General features: G+C 36.1%; 18 protein-coding genes. 6 read left to right on the plus strand and 12 right to left on the minus strand.

The window, feature by feature from the left end:
* Nucleotides 1–193: 193 nt before the first annotated feature.
* Nucleotides 194–946, minus strand: a complete 753-nt coding sequence (gene tatC, locus DCE79_RS12750) for a twin-arginine translocase subunit TatC (RefSeq protein WP_108713418.1) — start codon at nt 944–946, stop codon at nt 194–196.
* 128 nt (nt 947–1,074) lie between these two features.
* Here tatC and DCE79_RS12755 point away from each other — a divergent pair, with 128 nt between their 5' ends.
* Together DCE79_RS12755 and DCE79_RS12760 are read left to right on the plus strand one after the other, a co-directional pair.
* Entirely contained in the window at nt 1,075–1,326 is a 252-nt protein-coding gene (locus tag DCE79_RS12755) for a hypothetical protein (RefSeq protein ID WP_108713419.1), read from the plus strand.
* Between the two features lie 123 nt (nt 1,327–1,449).
* Nucleotides 1,450–1,896 (plus strand): universal stress protein, encoded by a 447-nt coding sequence (locus tag DCE79_RS12760; RefSeq protein WP_108713420.1) that lies wholly within the window; start codon nt 1,450–1,452, stop codon nt 1,894–1,896.
* 46 nt (nt 1,897–1,942) lie between these two features.
* On the opposite strand, the gene DCE79_RS12765 is transcribed toward DCE79_RS12760, so the two are convergent.
* The gene (locus DCE79_RS12765) at nt 1,943–5,149 is read right to left on the minus strand and encodes a DEAD/DEAH box helicase (protein ID WP_108713421.1); all 3,207 of its coding nucleotides are present in this window, start codon (nt 5,147–5,149) and stop codon (nt 1,943–1,945) included.
* A gap of 173 nt (nt 5,150–5,322) precedes the next feature.
* Between DCE79_RS12765 and DCE79_RS12770 the strand changes: the two genes are divergently transcribed.
* Both DCE79_RS12770 and DCE79_RS12775 read left to right on the plus strand, forming a co-directional pair.
* On the plus strand, nt 5,323–5,793 hold the full coding sequence (locus DCE79_RS12770; protein ID WP_108713422.1) for a DUF2975 domain-containing protein: 471 nt from the start codon (nt 5,323–5,325) through the stop codon (nt 5,791–5,793).
* Nucleotides 5,794–5,803: 10 nt separating this feature from the next.
* Nucleotides 5,804–6,013 (plus strand): helix-turn-helix domain-containing protein, encoded by a 210-nt coding sequence (locus DCE79_RS12775; protein ID WP_108713423.1) that lies wholly within the window; start codon nt 5,804–5,806, stop codon nt 6,011–6,013.
* A 151-nt stretch (nt 6,014–6,164) separates the two neighbouring features.
* Here the strand turns inward: DCE79_RS12775 and DCE79_RS12780 are convergent, their stop codons facing one another.
* Nucleotides 6,165–7,232, minus strand: a complete 1,068-nt coding sequence (locus DCE79_RS12780; RefSeq protein ID WP_108713424.1) for an acyl-CoA dehydrogenase family protein — start codon at nt 7,230–7,232, stop codon at nt 6,165–6,167.
* A gap of 23 nt (nt 7,233–7,255) precedes the next feature.
* A complete protein-coding gene (locus tag DCE79_RS12785; RefSeq protein WP_108713425.1) occupies nt 7,256–7,771 on the minus strand; it encodes a DUF4242 domain-containing protein in 516 nt (171 codons plus the stop codon).
* A gap of 160 nt (nt 7,772–7,931) precedes the next feature.
* Between DCE79_RS12785 and DCE79_RS12790 the strand changes: the two genes are divergently transcribed.
* Nucleotides 7,932–8,360: a winged helix-turn-helix transcriptional regulator gene (locus DCE79_RS12790; protein ID WP_108713426.1), complete on the plus strand. Its 429-nt coding sequence runs from the start codon at nt 7,932–7,934 to the stop codon at nt 8,358–8,360.
* Between the two features lie 24 nt (nt 8,361–8,384).
* Here the strand turns inward: DCE79_RS12790 and DCE79_RS12795 are convergent, their stop codons facing one another.
* The 8 genes from DCE79_RS12795 to DCE79_RS12830 form a co-directional block, all read right to left on the minus strand.
* Complete coding sequence (locus tag DCE79_RS12795) at nt 8,385–9,146, minus strand: ABC transporter permease (RefSeq protein ID WP_108713427.1); 762 nt, start codon at nt 9,144–9,146, stop codon at nt 8,385–8,387.
* 16 nt (nt 9,147–9,162) lie between these two features.
* Complete coding sequence (locus DCE79_RS12800) at nt 9,163–10,107, minus strand: ABC transporter substrate-binding protein (protein ID WP_108713428.1); 945 nt, start codon at nt 10,105–10,107, stop codon at nt 9,163–9,165.
* A gap of 12 nt (nt 10,108–10,119) precedes the next feature.
* Complete coding sequence (locus DCE79_RS12805) at nt 10,120–10,896, minus strand: ABC transporter ATP-binding protein (RefSeq protein ID WP_108713429.1); 777 nt, start codon at nt 10,894–10,896, stop codon at nt 10,120–10,122.
* Between the two features lie 314 nt (nt 10,897–11,210).
* On the minus strand, nt 11,211–12,224 hold the full coding sequence (locus DCE79_RS12810) for a VanW family protein (protein ID WP_108713430.1): 1,014 nt from the start codon (nt 12,222–12,224) through the stop codon (nt 11,211–11,213).
* Between the two features lie 126 nt (nt 12,225–12,350).
* Nucleotides 12,351–13,808: a beta-N-acetylhexosaminidase gene (nagZ, locus tag DCE79_RS12815; RefSeq protein WP_108713431.1), complete on the minus strand. Its 1,458-nt coding sequence runs from the start codon at nt 13,806–13,808 to the stop codon at nt 12,351–12,353.
* A 37-nt stretch (nt 13,809–13,845) separates the two neighbouring features.
* Nucleotides 13,846–14,181 carry a phosphoribosyl-ATP pyrophosphohydrolase gene (locus DCE79_RS12820; RefSeq protein WP_369916775.1) on the minus strand — a complete coding sequence of 112 codons (336 nt, stop codon included), beginning with the start codon at nt 14,179–14,181 and terminating at the stop codon, nt 13,846–13,848.
* A 111-nt stretch (nt 14,182–14,292) separates the two neighbouring features.
* On the minus strand, nt 14,293–14,670 hold the full coding sequence (locus DCE79_RS12825) for a PH domain-containing protein (RefSeq protein ID WP_108713432.1): 378 nt from the start codon (nt 14,668–14,670) through the stop codon (nt 14,293–14,295).
* A gap of 33 nt (nt 14,671–14,703) precedes the next feature.
* Nucleotides 14,704–15,435 (minus strand): metallophosphoesterase family protein, encoded by a 732-nt coding sequence (locus DCE79_RS12830; RefSeq protein WP_108713433.1) that lies wholly within the window; start codon nt 15,433–15,435, stop codon nt 14,704–14,706.
* A 189-nt stretch (nt 15,436–15,624) separates the two neighbouring features.
* Between DCE79_RS12830 and DCE79_RS12835 the strand changes: the two genes are divergently transcribed.
* A complete protein-coding gene (locus DCE79_RS12835; RefSeq protein WP_108713434.1) occupies nt 15,625–16,515 on the plus strand; it encodes an HNH endonuclease in 891 nt (296 codons plus the stop codon).
* The last annotated feature ends 198 nt before the right edge of the window (nt 16,516–16,713 follow it).

Genomic DNA, 16,713 nt, shown 5'->3' on the forward strand with positions numbered 1-16,713 from the left:
TAGGTAAACGGCCTAAATGAAATGATTCCCTTTTCACCGTAAACTTTTAACAAACGCTTCACAACCATTAAAAGTCTACTCATCTGTAGGATTACCCAACAAACCCCTTAGTTTCTGTTGGATAAACGTCATAATTTTATCAATTAACTTAAAATTTCACATATAATTGGCAAAAAATAACAAGGCAGCTATTTTAGCTACCTTGTTCCGTTAAACTCATTAGTTTTTTTAATTCTTTTCGTTCGATGTATTTCGCAATAATAATACTAATTTCAAACAATAAAATCATTGGAGCAATAATTAAGAAATCCGAAAGAAAATCTGGTGGTGTAATCGATACACCTATCACGACTAATACGATATAGGCTAATTTCCGAGACTTTTTCAATAATTTAGAATTTATAATCCCGATTTTTGTTAAAAAACCAATGATAACGGGTAATTCAAAAATAATCGCAATAGGAATGATTATCCCAAACATGAACGAAAAGTATTGTTTCATCCCGTAGGTTTCTGTTGCACCAATGGAATCATTAATTTTTTTCATAAAGTCCATCATGAACGGGAACAATACGAAATACGCAAAAGCAACACCAACGATGAACAAAGTAAATGCAGCAGGTATAAAAATAAATGTGCCCTTTTTCTCATTATCACTTAGTGCAGGTTGCATAAATCTCCACGATTGGAACATCGCAACAGGTAACGTCAGCGCAATTCCGATAATGAGTGCACATTGTAAGTAAATCATGATGCCGTCCGTATAATTAAATAAATTCCAATCGACACCTTGTGCGACATCATGTGACTTTAGTTCATTCAAAATTGTTGGTGAGTAATAAAAGCCAATCGCTAATGTAACGATAAAGACAATCGCCGTTATAATAATACGTTTTCTTAATTCTGTAAGATGTTCAACTAGTGTATATTCTTCCAAATTTTCCACCCCTAGATTCAGTAGCTAAAACAAGTATTGATTATAGACCAAAAAAATTTTTTTGTGAACTGAAAAAATATATGTTATTATTTTTAACCAGTTACCTCAAATTCAAAACTAATAAGGAGGATCATCCTATGGTACATCATAATGAAGGCGAAATAAAAGCTGTGATTCAGGCACTTTTAGCTATTTTTATTAGTTATACTTTATTACGTTTTTTATCAGTTTTTGCTATTACTTTTAATGGTTTTACCGCTTTTGGCGTAATTATTGGCGCTGCAATTCTTTACTTCAGCCTTAGAAAGAATAAAGAATTCGATACTTTTGTTGGCCTTACATGTTTATTAGCAGTTCCATTTTCTATCTTATTCGGTTTATCAGCTTAATTATTGTAAAGCCAGTTCATCATTTGACTGGCTTTTTTCTTTTTATTAGCCATATCATACCCTTTATTTTTCCAATTTAGTTTTATTTGGTATAATATTTTTATCTTAAAGGAGGAATTTCCAATGGCTAATCATTATCAAAATATTGTAATAGCAGTTGATGGCTCTAAAGAAGCTGAACTGGCTTTCCGTAAATCAATCGATGTTGCAAAACGCAATGTTGGCTCAACTTTACATATTATTCACGTGATCGATACAAGTATGGCAACTTCGGTTGATATGCTGTACGACAATATGGTTGAATTAATTCGCAAGCATGGTGAAATATTATTAGAAAGCTGTAAATTGCAAGCGAATGATGCAGGCGTAGAAAATGTGAAAACAATTATGACAAAAGGTGTTCCAAAAACAGTTTTATCAAAAAAACTTTCTGAAATTGTTAAAGCTGATTTAATCGTTTGTGGTGCCACAGGTTTAAATGCAGTGGAACAAATTTTCATCGGTTCCAATACAGAAGCAATCGTACGCCATGCAAAATGTGACGTATTAGTTATCCGTACACCAGAGTGATGAATGCGTAAAGGGTATGAGGAAAAAACATCCTCATACCCTTTTTTTAAATCATTAAAATTTCACGGACATCTTGTTCTGAAAGCGTAGCCGTTAATTTTTCATCGGCTTGTAAAATATCTGAAATGAGTGCTTTCTTTTTCTCTTGTAGCCTATTCATTTTTTCTTCGATTGTCCCTTTTGCGATTAGCTTAATCACTTGAACGACCTGCTTTTGTCCCATACGATGTGCGCGGTCTGCTGCTTGCTCTTCCACCGCTGGATTCCACCATAAATCATATAATATCACGGTATCTGCACCCGTTAGGTTAAGACCCGTTCCACCTGCTTTTAACGAAATCAAAAACAAATCTCGCTCGCCTTCATTGAACCGATTACATAATAAAACGCGCTCTTTTGATGGCGTTTGCCCGTCGAGATAAAAATACGATTCGCCACGCTTTGAAAGTTCCGTTGCAATGAGTTTTAACATTTGCGTAAACTGAGAAAAAATTAGTACTCTTCTGCCAGAAACTTTGGACTCTTCTAGTATTTTTATCAACTGTTCAAATTTTGCAGAGCGCCCATTATAGCCTTCGACAAATAGTGCTGGGTGACAACAAATTTGACGCAACCTTGTAATGCCTGCCAATATGCGGATACGATTTTTATGGAATGTTTCTTTGTCCAAATGCTTAAGTGCATCAAAACGGAGCTTCGCTAAATAAGCTGCGTACAATGCTTTTTGCTCAGGGAATAAGTCAGAGGATTCAAGCGTCTCCTCTTTCCCAGGCAATTCCATTAATACTTGTTCCTTCATTCGGCGTAACATAAACGGTCGCACTCTTCGTGCAATGTCTTTACGTTGCATATGGCTAAATTCTTCTAACTCACGGAAAAGTTGCGGGAAAATAACGCGATAAATTGACCATAATTCAGACAATGAATTTTCAATCGGCGTTCCTGTTAATCCGAAACGATTATTTGCTCGTATTTTTTTGACAGCGCGTGCAGTTTGGGTAGCTGGATTTTTAAATGCTTGTGCCTCGTCAAAAAATACGGTATGAAATAATTGATCCTCGTAAAAAGACAAATCGCGACGAAGTAACGGATACGTCGTAATAATCACATCATGCTGTTTCAACTCGCTAAGTAACGCCCTTCTTTCCGACACATCTCCGTCGATTACTAGTGCTTCAATTTCTGGTGCAAATTGCATTAATTCATAAAGCCAATTGTATGCAAGGGATGACGGACAAACGACAAGTACAGGCTGTTTCTGTGCTCGAATCACATCAAGCTCAGACACAATAAAAGCAATACTTTGAATCGTTTTCCCAAGTCCCATATCATCTGCAAGTACGCCACCAAACCCAAAATTGGCTAACTGTTTGAACCAATAATAACCATGCTTTTGATAATCGCGCAGCACGTTTTGTAAGGTTTCTGGTACGTCAAAAGTTAAGTTTTGCGGTTGTGTGAGTTGCTGACTAAACTGCTTAAATGATTCCTCAGGTGTAAATATATCACTATGTTCAAAGTTCTCTAAAAAAGGCAAACTGTCCATTATCGGTAAATTAAACGTCGTCTCATAATTATCATCCTGTGCTGGGATTGCACGTAAGAAGCGCTGAATTTCTTCCATTTCACGTGTTTCCAGTGATAAAAGTGCCCCATCAGGTAACCGATAATATTTTTGCTTCACTTCTAAGGCGGCTAGAATTTCCTTTATTTGCTTATTTGTAACGCCATCCATCTCAAATTTAAACTCAAGCCAATTTGTACGTTCCTTTTGCACCTTCACACGGATTTTCGGAAAATTATTTTCCTTTACGATACGAAGTTTCACGGAAGAAGTGGCATAAATTTGTGCAAGTTCTTTGAGATTAGGTAAGACATGATATAAAAACTGATATTCCAACTCTTCGTTTTGCATATAGTAGCCGCCATCCGTTTTCGTAAAGCCACATTCATCCATAATCGATAGAATAGCTGCCTCTTTTTCAACATCACGGATAATTAATACTTCATTTGAAACATCATATTCTTCAAGCGGTTGGATAACAAATTGATCGTAATGAAATTCAACGCCAGCCAACAATCGGTTTCTCAATCGATCCAAGTAGAGTTTCGCGACAAGCGGCGTTTTCATACGCTGCTTTCTTAGTGCATGAGACAGTTCCACATGTCCAATTTTCTTCAACTTCGGTACAACAGTTTCTAAAAAATACTCCAGTTGTCCATACGGTATAGAAAGTTGCGAATCCTGAATTTGCTCAAGTATTTGTTTTAATTCAGCAAATTGCTTCGTACTTTGTTGACTGAGTTCATAGAGTTTGCCATCTAAGAGTACCGCTTGATAACCTTGAAATAAAATCGATTGTTCAAAGCCTTTTACATGCATGACATACTCCTGCTCACTCTCTTCTACATAAAACCGAAGTGGTGGAGGATCTTGAAAAAACTTTATTACACTATATAAATCATTATTGTAAAATAATGAAATATTTTCTATTTTCATAAACAACGGTGCAATTCCAGCCCATGCAGATGGTGGAATAAATAGTGCCTCGTCTGGTAATTGAAAATCGTTTTCCAACGCTGTTTCTAAGTAAAATGCCTCATCACGTGCTACTTTCACCAATTCCTGCAATAGGGCATCATGTTCAATTGAAAAACAATGTTGTTGCGGATTATAGCTAATGTTACGTTGCAACTTATAGCTTTCACCTTGCTTCACGCTCATTAAAAAGTCTCGTATCGCCTCAATTGCGACACCATTAACTTTTAATTGTAGTCCAAATAACGTTTCCTCTTTTGTAAATTCAATTGGCGTTATCATAAATTCAACTTGTAGCACTTGTCGCTCTTCAAAATGGCGCTGATGCCTACTTGTTCTAATTTTCGTATCTTCAAAAATCGACAGAAAGCTATTTTGTATATCATGTGTAGATAAATCAATATTTTGCTTTTCCTTTAAAGTTGACTTGTGTTTGTTTTGTTCATAAATGGCGATTAATACTGCCGCGATATGCTGACAGCTTTTACTGAAGTCACCCAAAGTAGGACAGCTACAAGATGTATTGAACATACCAAACGCATCATTTTCCACACGTACATGAAAGTCTTCTGTACTTTTTACGGTAGCTTCACAATGCGTTTCAGTATCTTTTTGAAATTTAACTTTCCCTGTTTGATAAAATGTTTGCCCTTTTTTAAAAGAGATGGCCCCGCACAGATCCTTTATTTTTTTATGTGATAGGTGTATATCCATGCTCCACTCTCCTTTCTCGCTACAACAATTTTCTCACGAAATAAAATGAATTACTAGTAAGTCTCACATTTCTCATAACTCAACAAAGAATATCTAATTATCGATATTTTTTTATTGTAAAACGATAAATATTGATTTATTATCGATTATATAAACAAATGCGAGGTGTTTTTATGAAACGTGAAACATTAATTTTAAAACTGGCTGTTATCATTATTGGCTTACCGATTGCTGGTATTTTGGCTTTTTTAACGTACGACTTAATTGCCGTTCCAAAGACGAAAGAATTTATATTATTTGTCCCCATGGTAATCGTACTTTATGTCGCAGCAATTCCATACTTTATTGCTCTTTTTCAAACGATAAAATTATTAGGCTATATTGATCGTAATAATGCTTTTTCAGTGTTATCCGTTCAGGCTTTAAAAAAAATTAAACTTTGTGCAATTGTTATTAGTGTATTTTTCATAGTAGATTTACCATTTTTATTTCGCATTGCAGATGTAGATGATGCACCAGGAATCGTTTTATTTTCGCTCATTATCATTTTTGCATCGATAGTAATTGCGGTATTTGCGGCCGTATTACAAAAATTATTAACGAATGCATTAGCTATTAAATCTGAAAATGATTTAACGATATGAGGTGAATGAAATGACCATTATAATAAATATTGATGTTATGTTAGCGAAAAGAAAAATGAGTGTCACCGAGCTGTCAGAACGAGTCGGCATTACGATGGCCAATATGTCGATTTTAAAAAATGGCAAAGCAAAAGCGATTCGAATTTCGACGTTAGAAGCCATTTGCGAGGCACTAGATTGTCAGCCAGGTGATATTTTGGAGTATCGAAAAGAAGATTAATAAATTGAGCTAATTGAAGTGGCATTCGATTAGCTCTTTTTGTGGATCAATAAAATTAGTAAATAGCAAAATAAAAATGATAAATTGTAACAACTTACAATTCATCACTTTTTTATAAATTCAACGATTTAGTTTTTGCCAGGTTTTAATTTTAGACTACCCCCTCTTTATCCACATAAGCAAAGTTCATTTTAATTTTTTCTAAGTGACGTACAGTTGGTGTTAAATTTGCAAAAAAGTATGCTTCACGTAATTTTCGAGACGGCACACTTCCTGCCACATAACCAGCCGCACCATTATGAATCATATTAGCCTGCACGGCTGATAACGTATCCTGTACAGCTTGTAAACGGGTATTTACGACATCTTTTAATGTTAAATTACTTGCTAAATTTTTTAACTCCGTCTCAATTCTTTCATATTGATTGCGAAGCTCTGTCGCCTGTACTTTTAAATAACTATTGCAGCCATTTTGCTTTGCTTTTACTTTTTCGATACCTTCAGCGGCTGCTGCAATAACACCTGCACCAAGTGGCACTTGATAATAAATGAATGTCGGTCGAATTACGTCACAAAAGGCTTTTGCATCTTCTGCAATGATAAAGTTGTTCGGAATAACTACATTATCAAATTTGCATGTATACGTAGCACTACCGTTCACACCGATAAATCCAATTTTCTCATTCAACTCAAGGCCCAGTGTATTTGTCGAAACGAGTACCATCACTTCTCGCTCGTCAATCGTTGCAATTGCACCAAAGTAATGACGTTTTCCTAGGTTTGATACGGCCGGTAATACACCGTTAATTATATAGCCGTCTTCTGTTTTTTCAGCTGTTAAATGCAGTTTTTCCAAACCTGAGTAGAATTTCATCGCGTTTGATAAACCAGTCGCACCTAACAATCCACCATTTTCTAATTTCGGCAAAATGACTTGTTTTAAATAGTTATTTCCACTATTGCGTAAATAAGTTAATGCGGCTAAATGGCACCAAATACAAAACGCCGTTGTCATACAAACCTTTGCCGTTTCACGAACGACTGTCGCTTCATCTAGTAACAAAATCGGCAAGTCCTTCGTTGCTGAATTAAAGAAACCAGCCTTACCTAATGCCAAAATATAATCTTCCGCATAATGTGCCTGTTCATCCACTTTCTTCACAACAGGCTTCAGTTTTTCTTCGATGATTTGTAATAAAAGATCCTTATTCAATGCCATTATCCCCACGCCCTTTCAATAGTTTATTCTGCTAATTCCGTTAAAGACGTAATTGGTGTTTGAACTGCTTCACGTGCTCGTTTTACTGCCGCTTCATCTGGAGCATCATAGAAGCATAAACATTTTGTCATATCTTCACATACATATGTGCGAGAGAATTTCACATCAGGTACTTCTTCATATTTCACAGAATTTTTCTTTTTGCGCTCCAAATATTTTTCCATTGTAATTTCAGCTGGAATTTCCCATTCAACTAAATAATTCACTTGCTCGCCACCAGCTTTTACTTCGTCTAATTCTTTCCCAATCAAACGAACTTCCTTTACTAAATCAATCGATATACCTTGTGATTGTAGAGCTGATATTGCAACATTTTGCTCTGAAGATTCAAGTATGAAATAGCTACGAGAGAAATCTTTTGCCACTTGCACTTCAATCACGTCCACACCTTCCGTTGTATGAACTTTCTCTACTAAACTTGTAAACTCCTGTTTTGTTGAAACCTCATTAATTGTTGATTCTACTAAAAATAAATTCATTTTATATTCCTCCTAAAATTTACTATTCTATGGATTTATCTATTCAAATAGGCGATGAAATGCCGCTACATTGCACTATGAATGACTGAATTAATAGGTTAAAAAAATTAACTCGCAATGTATAAAATTAATGCTTATACTAATTCAAGGAGGCGAAAACATGAAAACACGATACGACTTACCTTGCAACATCGCACAAACATTAAATATACTCGGTGATCGATGGACACTTCTTATCATCCACGAGTTACTAATAGGTGAAACCAATTTCAACGATATTAAACTGAAGCTTCCTGGACTGTCTGCTAATGTCCTCTCTAATCGCTTAAAAGAATTAGAAGAAGCTGATATCGTCCTTAGTGAACTATATGTCTCTCATCCACCACGCTATCGTTATACATTAACTGAAAAAGGGACTTCGTTAGAGCATGTGTTTAATTCGATGATTATTTGGGGTGCCGAACATCTTGAACCTTGTTACAAAGAAATTGTTGATGCCAATGAACATCGTGTAGAAGTGGGTTACTATTCCACTAAAACTGGCGAACGCGTTGATGATTTTCGTATCCGCCCTGTAAAAACTGTCTGAAAGGAACATTCTTTTTAGGCAGTTTTATTTTGAACCGCCCCAAATTCGATTCACATACCTTTCAAAATAATGAATGCCTTTATCTAAAACTAAGCCAATTACCCCAATTACCACGATACAAGCCATTACTAAGTCTAGACTTAATGAATTTCGTGCATCGACAATTAAAAATCCGAGTCCTGATTGAGTACCAACCATTTCTCCTGCTACTAGAAATATCCATGCTGCACCTAATGCCATATGTAATCCGTTTGCAATCATCGGAAACGATGCGGGTAAAATGATTTTTCGCAATGTCTCGAACGGACTCATTTCAAAGTTTGAGGCAATACGTAAGTATGTTTTATCCACCTTTTTAACAGCTGTGACGGTCGATAATAATACGGGAAAGAATGCAGCTATAAAAATAATAACAATCGCTGGCATATTTCCGATTCCAAACCATAAGACAATAAACGGTGACCACGCAATAGGTGAAACAGGTCGTAATACTTGAACAACTGGATCAAGCACCTTCCACATAATTGGCAATCTTCCAACAATCAAACCTAGTAAAACGGCAACGATAACCGCTACTAAATAGCCTGAAAGGAATCTGAATAAACTAATTTGAATATGTGTAAATAACGAACCGTCTGAAATAATAGCTACTAATGTTTCTCCTACTTTTAAAGGTGGAGGGAAAAGTGCCGCTTGATATCCACCAATAACAATCGCAAATTGCCATATAACAATGAGTAAAATGAAACCAATCGCAATCGGTGAAAGTTTCTTCAAAATGACCATATTACTCCTCCATCTACTAATAATTCACAAAACTTGCATCTACAAAATCTTCGTATGCAGGTGGATTTTCTGATAACCCCATCTCGATTAAAGCATCACGTAAAATGGCAAAGCTATCTTCTTCGATATTTAAATTGTCATATGAAATCCAATCAAGTGAAATATCTAATACATTTTTTTCTACAGTTAAATATTGACCTACTACTTCATGCGTATGCTCATCTTTTTGTTCCGCTAATTCACCACTGGCAATGTAATCATTTACAAATGTTTGAACTAACTCTTTATTGTCGTTAATAAATTGACCTCGTAATACTAAGCCGCAGTCAATTGAATCTTTCCAAATTTCTTCTGATTGGTAGAGCACTTTCCCATTTTCAAGTGCTACTGACATCGCACCAAATGGCTCAGCCACAACATATCCAGCAATTCTACCTTCCGCTAAAGCAGCTGGCATCTCTGCTGGTGGTAATTCAATTACATCGACTTCATCATATTCAATACCGTGCTTTTGTAACATTTCATATAACAAAATATTGTGTGTGGAAAAACGACTCGGAATCGCAAATGACTTTCCTACTAAATCTTCAACGGATCCAATATCATTGCCACCGATTAATACGTTTCCGTCACGGTGTCCAAGTGCCACTGCCTTCAAATCAATCCCTTTTTCTTTGGCATTCATTGCTAATTGAATGAGGACAGATGCACCATCGATTGCTCCGGTATTCAATGCGTCCATTAACTCTGGCCAAGAACCAAATTTTACAAGTTCTAATTTATAATCTTTATATTGCTCATTATTTTGCATATACAAAGGTACCGCATGTGTAATCGGTAAATAACCAATTTTGACTGTTGGTTTTTCACCTCCTGCTGATATTTTCGCATCTTCATTATTTCCACATGCAGCTAACACCGCTACTAATAAAATGGCCATGATTAGAAAAACTTTTTTCATATACTCTCCTCCTTAAATGTTAAATTCAATTGGTGCATTTTCATTTGTAAACTGGAATTCATTAAATATCATTCCACGATAATGTTGGAAGTAAGCATGCGAGCGATTTCTTGGCTTTTCCAGTTTCAACACAATTTCTTTATGAATCTCACCTGGATTTGGCTTCATAATTAAAATTCGATCCGCTAAGTAAATCGCTTCATCGATATCGTGTGTAACTAAAATAATTGTCATCTTCTCACGCTGTTGAATTTGCATCAATTCATCTTGTAAATAATAACGAGTAAATGTATCTAGTGCGCCAAACGGTTCATCCATCAAAATTACTTCTGGTTGAATGGCTAAAGCCCTTGCGATAGCAACGCGTTGCTGCATGCCACCAGATAATTCACTTGGCAATGCATTTTTCCGATTTTCTAATCCAACCATTTGTAAATAACGGTCTGCCCTAGACCTTATTTCATCCTTCGATAAATTTGTATTTTCTAATCCTAGTTCTACGTTTTTAAGAACGGAACGCCAAGGGAGTAACCCATAATTTTGCATTAACATAATACATCGTTTACTCGGTTTAGTAATGGACACTCCATCAAACAGAATTCGCCCTTGGTTAATCGATTCAAAACCGCCGATACAATTAAGCAATGTGCTCTTTCCACAGCCACTTTCCCCTAAAATTGCTATGACTTCCCCTTTTTTAATGTTGAATGAAATATCTTGCAACACTGTCGTACCTTGTTCATCATACGTTTTAGAGACTTGTTCAATTTCAATTATCGCTGTTGACAACAACTTCACCTCAATTCCAATTATTCAACTAGGTTTAATATTATATAGGTTATATTATTATACTTAGTTAAATAAAACAACCGTATTTTTTGATTTATTTCTATTTTCTAAAAATAATAGGCTGTTCCTATGAAATGAGGTAAGATGGGACGAAGAATTTATGAGTTGGAAGTAACGATAGAATCTTTCAAAGTTTAATTGCCTTAGGTATTTCGTATACAACTGTAAAATTCACAATATGAAAAAACGCCCAAGCACTTAACAAATAAGGACTTGGGCGATTATTTATTAAGAATTCATGTACAAACAATATCCTAAAACTTTGTAAAAATATCCTTATATTGCTCAGCGGTCCGAATTTCAATAGTTAACTCACCCTGACGATAAAAAGTTTTGATCAAAAAAGGAGCCCCACTCGTATTTTGAAATTTAAAATCTAATGTACCATAAGAAACCGTGGCATCCCTTCCAGTGGGTACATAGCCCACATTTAAAGAATGATGATGTCTTTCTGTAATTCTTATTCCCGTTTGATCCACTGCATTAAATAAGGTAGAAGACGTTTGACAAATGCCTCCCCCAATTCCCATCACAAATTGCTTATTGATGATTTCTAGTGCAGGTTGATACCCCTTTGCCTCAGTTCTTTCACCAACCATTGTGTTAAATGAAAAATAGTCACCATCCCCGACCAAAATGTTGTTTAAAGTGATTGCTGAGAGCTCTACATTTTTGCTCCTTCCTATTTCAGAAGTATTGAAATAGGTCGTGAATGAAGCAACGATTACATCATCTAAAGAAGGAATGTCCTCTACTTTATAATTACTTTCCATTGCATATAGAGGCAACTGAACATCATCTCCATTTTTTGAAGCCACAAGTATTTTTTCAACTAGTTCACTTTCTTTTAATATCATGCCTGGATTCCCCTTAAGGATTTGACCATTGTCTTCAATCTTATCGAGTACCATTGTTTGGTCATAGCCTTTTGATGCATCTGTTCCCCTTGCCAGTTGTTTCGCTAGCTCCTTAATTTTAGATTTATACAAGTCATAATTTGCATCATAACCTAATTCTTGCGGTGTTATCGTATGGACTATTTCTAATGTTCGTGGATCCGTTATCTTAACTACGACAGGGTGATTTAGTTGGGCATCATTCTTTGTCTCATCAACTTCTGGTACATTTTGGTTGATAACAGGTTCAATTGTTTCATCGACTTCAGAAACCTTATTATCCAAGCCTGATGAGTTCGAAGATTTTTCCTGACAACCTGCTAACACGCAAATACTGATAACAATCAGCCTCAAAACCCATTTTTTAATCATTTTATTCCCCTAACTATAAAAGCAAAATTACTACTAGTTTATTCAATTATCATGAAATCGTTCCCTTATTATCGTAAAAAATAAAAAGTCTGTCCCGAAATGACTTTCCGGACAGACCCTACTGTACTATTTATTTAAAAGCTTCTGCATTTCTTGATTCCATTGCTGGACTGAAAAATTTTGTAGTGGTTGCTCTTTTTTACGTTCTAAAATACGGTATGCACTTTCATTAATTTGCTCTAATGGAATTGTGCCTTTCTCTACTGCCTGCACGACAAGTTGTTGACCCGCCAACACATCCGCTAGCGTACCATTTGCCAGTGCGATATCATTCCCTGCTTGAACCGCCTGTAAAATTGCCTGAGGTAATGGGAGATTCAGTGCACCCATCGTTAAATCATCCGTTATAATAATGCCATCATAATGCCACTGTTCTCGTAGTAAATCGGTCACAATCTTCGATGAAAGTGATGCGGGTTCATTCGCATCTAGTGCAGGCACTAACAAATGACCAACCATAATACTATCAATGCCTTGGTCTACAGCTTGTTGAAATGGGCGTAATTCTAGCTGTTGTAATTGTTCGATTGATTTATTAATAATAGGTAATCCAATATGTGAATCGACAGTTGTATCCCCATGCCCTGGGAAATGCTTCGCAACAGCTTGCACACCTGCTTGCTGTAAACCATTCGCAAAATGTCCTGCGTAATTACTAACAACATCTGCATCTACACTAAATGCGCGTTTGCCGATGACTGGATTTTGTGGATTACTATTCACATCCATAACGGGCGCAAAATCGATATCGATTCCGTTACTTGCTAGTGCTACACCTAATTGTTTGGAGATGGCCTCAACCTGAATGGCTGAGTACTTGGAAGCCAACACGTGTGCAGACGGTAATTTAACAAGCTCATTTGGTAAACGCGACACGCTTCCGCCTTCTTCATCAATTCCCACCCATACTGGAAAATCTGTTTCTACTGCATCAATTCCAGTTATAAGTGCACGCAACTGTTCAGTCGACGTAATATTTTTCTTAAATAAGATGACATGACCAATATGCTGTTGTAGCGCCTGCTTTAACTCTTTGGAAACTGTTGTCCCGTCCATCCCTATCATGAGCATTTGCCCTACTTTTTCAGCTAGTGGCAAGCTATAAATTTGTTGTTTGAATGTAGGTGCTGTTCTCGTTAGTTGTAATGCCGTCACCATATTTTGTTCGACCAACCATTGTCCCTCTACATTTTCTTCAAAAGTAAAGGTTGTCTCGATATTTTCTGCCGCTACTTGTTCAGGCAGTGTAATCGTTAATTGTTCAACCAATTGATCTTTCGTTTGAATGGCTACACTAAAATCATCTGAAAGCGTAAAATGATTGTCATCCAGCTGCTTATAATTTTGTAAATCCTGCTGCTTTGTTTCTCCTAAAATGAGCTGTTGTTGTTCAAGCTCGGTTAAAATTTCCTCTTGCATCTGTGCTAGTTGTTGCTGCGGTGTTTTTTCCTCTACTGCTGGTTCATTTACTAATTGACTACAGCCTGTGAGGAGGAGAAAACTTAGTAACCACACTTTGCGCATATTGCTCACCTCTTTGTTTCTTTCTTCAACAAATAATTTATTTGTCCTGAACGTCGATTAAATATAGACCTTTATCAAAGCCTCCTCGTTCGTCCTTTTTCTTTATACGAACCGCTTCCAATTCATCAAATGATTTACCATATACTTTCAAAGCCGCATGCAGTAGCTCTAAAACATCTGCCATCTCTTCAATCGCATCCATTTCATTTGTTGTCTCATCAAATTCTTTCACTTCTTCATAAAGTTTCTTTTTGATTTCTGTTAAATATTGATCTGGTAATAATGTGTATGCGTTATATGTAAGTCGTATTGATTCGAGGATTTCTAAAATTCGATCTCGAATAAGCTTGTTATATATAGGTATGATATTCACTCCCATTTGTATGTGAATTACATGATAGCGCTGATAAGGAATTTATACAATAACTAAAACCAGCATAAAAACGCCAGAAAACTATTTTCTGACGTACCTTTTTCAATTTATCTACTTCAAGATATACTTTGCCAACACGCGTTGTAATTCATAAATATTTGTAGACTTATTAAATTTCTTCTGAAGCGGTACCGCGACCCCTGACATCCAAATTTTTAATTCCGCATCTAAATCGAATGTACCTGCTGTTTCTATTGAAAAGCTAATGATGCTTTTGTAAGGAATCGACAAGTATTCTGTTTTCTTGCCTGTAACGCCTTGCTTATCGATCAAAATTAATCGCTTATCTGTAAAGATGAATGTATCTCGAATGACTTTATATGCTTTTTCAACACGCTCATTTTCTGTTAGAATTTCCTTATTTTCTTTTTCAACACTTTCTAAATCTAGCTCACTTGAATTTCCCATTAATCCATCAAAAAAACCCATTTTTTTCGCACCCCTTAAAAGTGAAATTTTATTTTAGTCAATATAACTAGCACTTGAATCCCCATTCACATGATAAATTTCAAGCACTTCGCCATGTTCTGACATGAACACGCCATTTAATTGGCCACTAAAATAGCAACCACCATCTATTGCCACATATTTTCCGTCCGCGCTTTGCCAAACCTCATTCGATTCGTGAATATATTTTAATGGCGTATGGCCAAACACATTAACATAGGGTGTGCCATTTTCCTTTAAATAATGCTCACGAATCCATATAAAATCACGATTAGTCGTGATCGTAAAATCTGTATTAGCTGAATCAAAACCAGCATGTGTAAAAAGTACATCCCCAATAACCACATGTAATTTAGCAGTCTCTAAAAAGGCCAGTTCGTCCTTGAAATTTGCCTTTACGATATTAGCTTGCTCAAGCTCACTAATATCCTTAATATCTTGTGGTAATGATTCAAAAAAGTTGACCATTGTTTCTCTTCCGCCATTTCGAAAATAGCGTTCATAATTACTTTCAGGCTGTTCAATATAGTTCAATAGCATGTCCTCATGATTGCCTTTGCAGAAAATAACTTGCTCACCATATGTATGTTTAAGCTCTATCACTTTATGTATCACATCCAAAGATCGTGGTCCTCGGTCGATAAGGTCGCCCAAAATGACAAGCGTACTTTCTTTGTCCCAATGCGTTAACATTTGCTCAAATTGCTTATACATCCCGTGAATATCACTTACTACAAATAAATTCATGCTCATCATCCTTATTTTTCTTTTCCTTTAAATGTATCACTACAAAGCGTAATTGGGTACGTTTCTTTTGTTACAGCTAATCTTATATTGAACCACAAAAAAATCGACATACATTAAACTTACATTTTATGTAATATACAAACTTTTATAATATAATCATTATAGAAACAAAATAAAGGACGGGATTTTATGATTAAACGAATAGCAAAAGGTTCTGGAAATTTTGTTAAAAAAGCAATTTCTGGTACAGGGGATTTTGTAAGTAACAAAATTGAGGATGCAGGATTTGAAAAATCTGCAGAATGGGTAAAGCAAGCGTCCACTGGAATTGGCAATGCATCAGGTGCTAGTATTTCATTAGCTGGACAAGTAGTGGAAGGTTCATATAAAACGCTGAAGGGACAAATTCAGAAAGATACAAATACGCGTACTGATGGTGTCGACGATTTAGTTGATGCTGGTAAAATACTTGGCAATTCGGTCATTCATTTTGTGAAAACAGGTGCAACGAGTACATATGATACGGCATCTGGACTTATAACGAAAGATTACGATAAGGCAAAAGCGGGTGCATGGAAGCTCTCTCAGATAGCTGCTGTTTCCGTACTTGCAGTGAGTGTTGTTGATTTAGTTGACGGCACCGATGTCGTACAGGCCGAGTCCATTCAAGCGATTAACGCACAATATGAAGGCGATGTTCACCCGATTACCGACGTTCCTTTTGAGCGTAGTGAAATTGAATATGAAGGACAAATTGTTTCAGACGTTTTCCCAGTATTCGAAAGTCCATTCACTGCAGAAATCAATGAATCCGACTATCATTTAACTGATCAAGCGCATAATAAAATTGCTAATTTACAACTTTATGATGCCATCCAAACAAATCCCCATTTAGCAACAGAGATTGGCTTAAATGAGATGGATATCAATTTACTCCAACATAATATTACACCAGACGGCTACACTTGGCATCACTATGAGCAACCTGGACAAATTCAGTTAGTTGAATCTTCGATGCATGACCAAACCGCACATACAGGTGGTCGCTTTATTTGGGGTGGCGGGTCAGCATATCGATAAAGGTATGTACTATTGAAAATTGCTAGAAAAGACGGGTTTCATTTCGATAGATTAGTTGTCTTTGTGCGTACATACGTGTCTTAGCTTAATGTTATTCCCCTTTCAAAAATCAACATGGAGTGATAAATATTTCTTCCTTTATCACTCCATACATTTTATTATTCATAACCCTCAATCATTCGAAGTGCAATTTCTTCT

Source organism: Lysinibacillus sp. 2017, assembly GCF_003073375.1.
GTDB lineage: Bacteria > Bacillota > Bacilli > Bacillales_A > Planococcaceae > Solibacillus.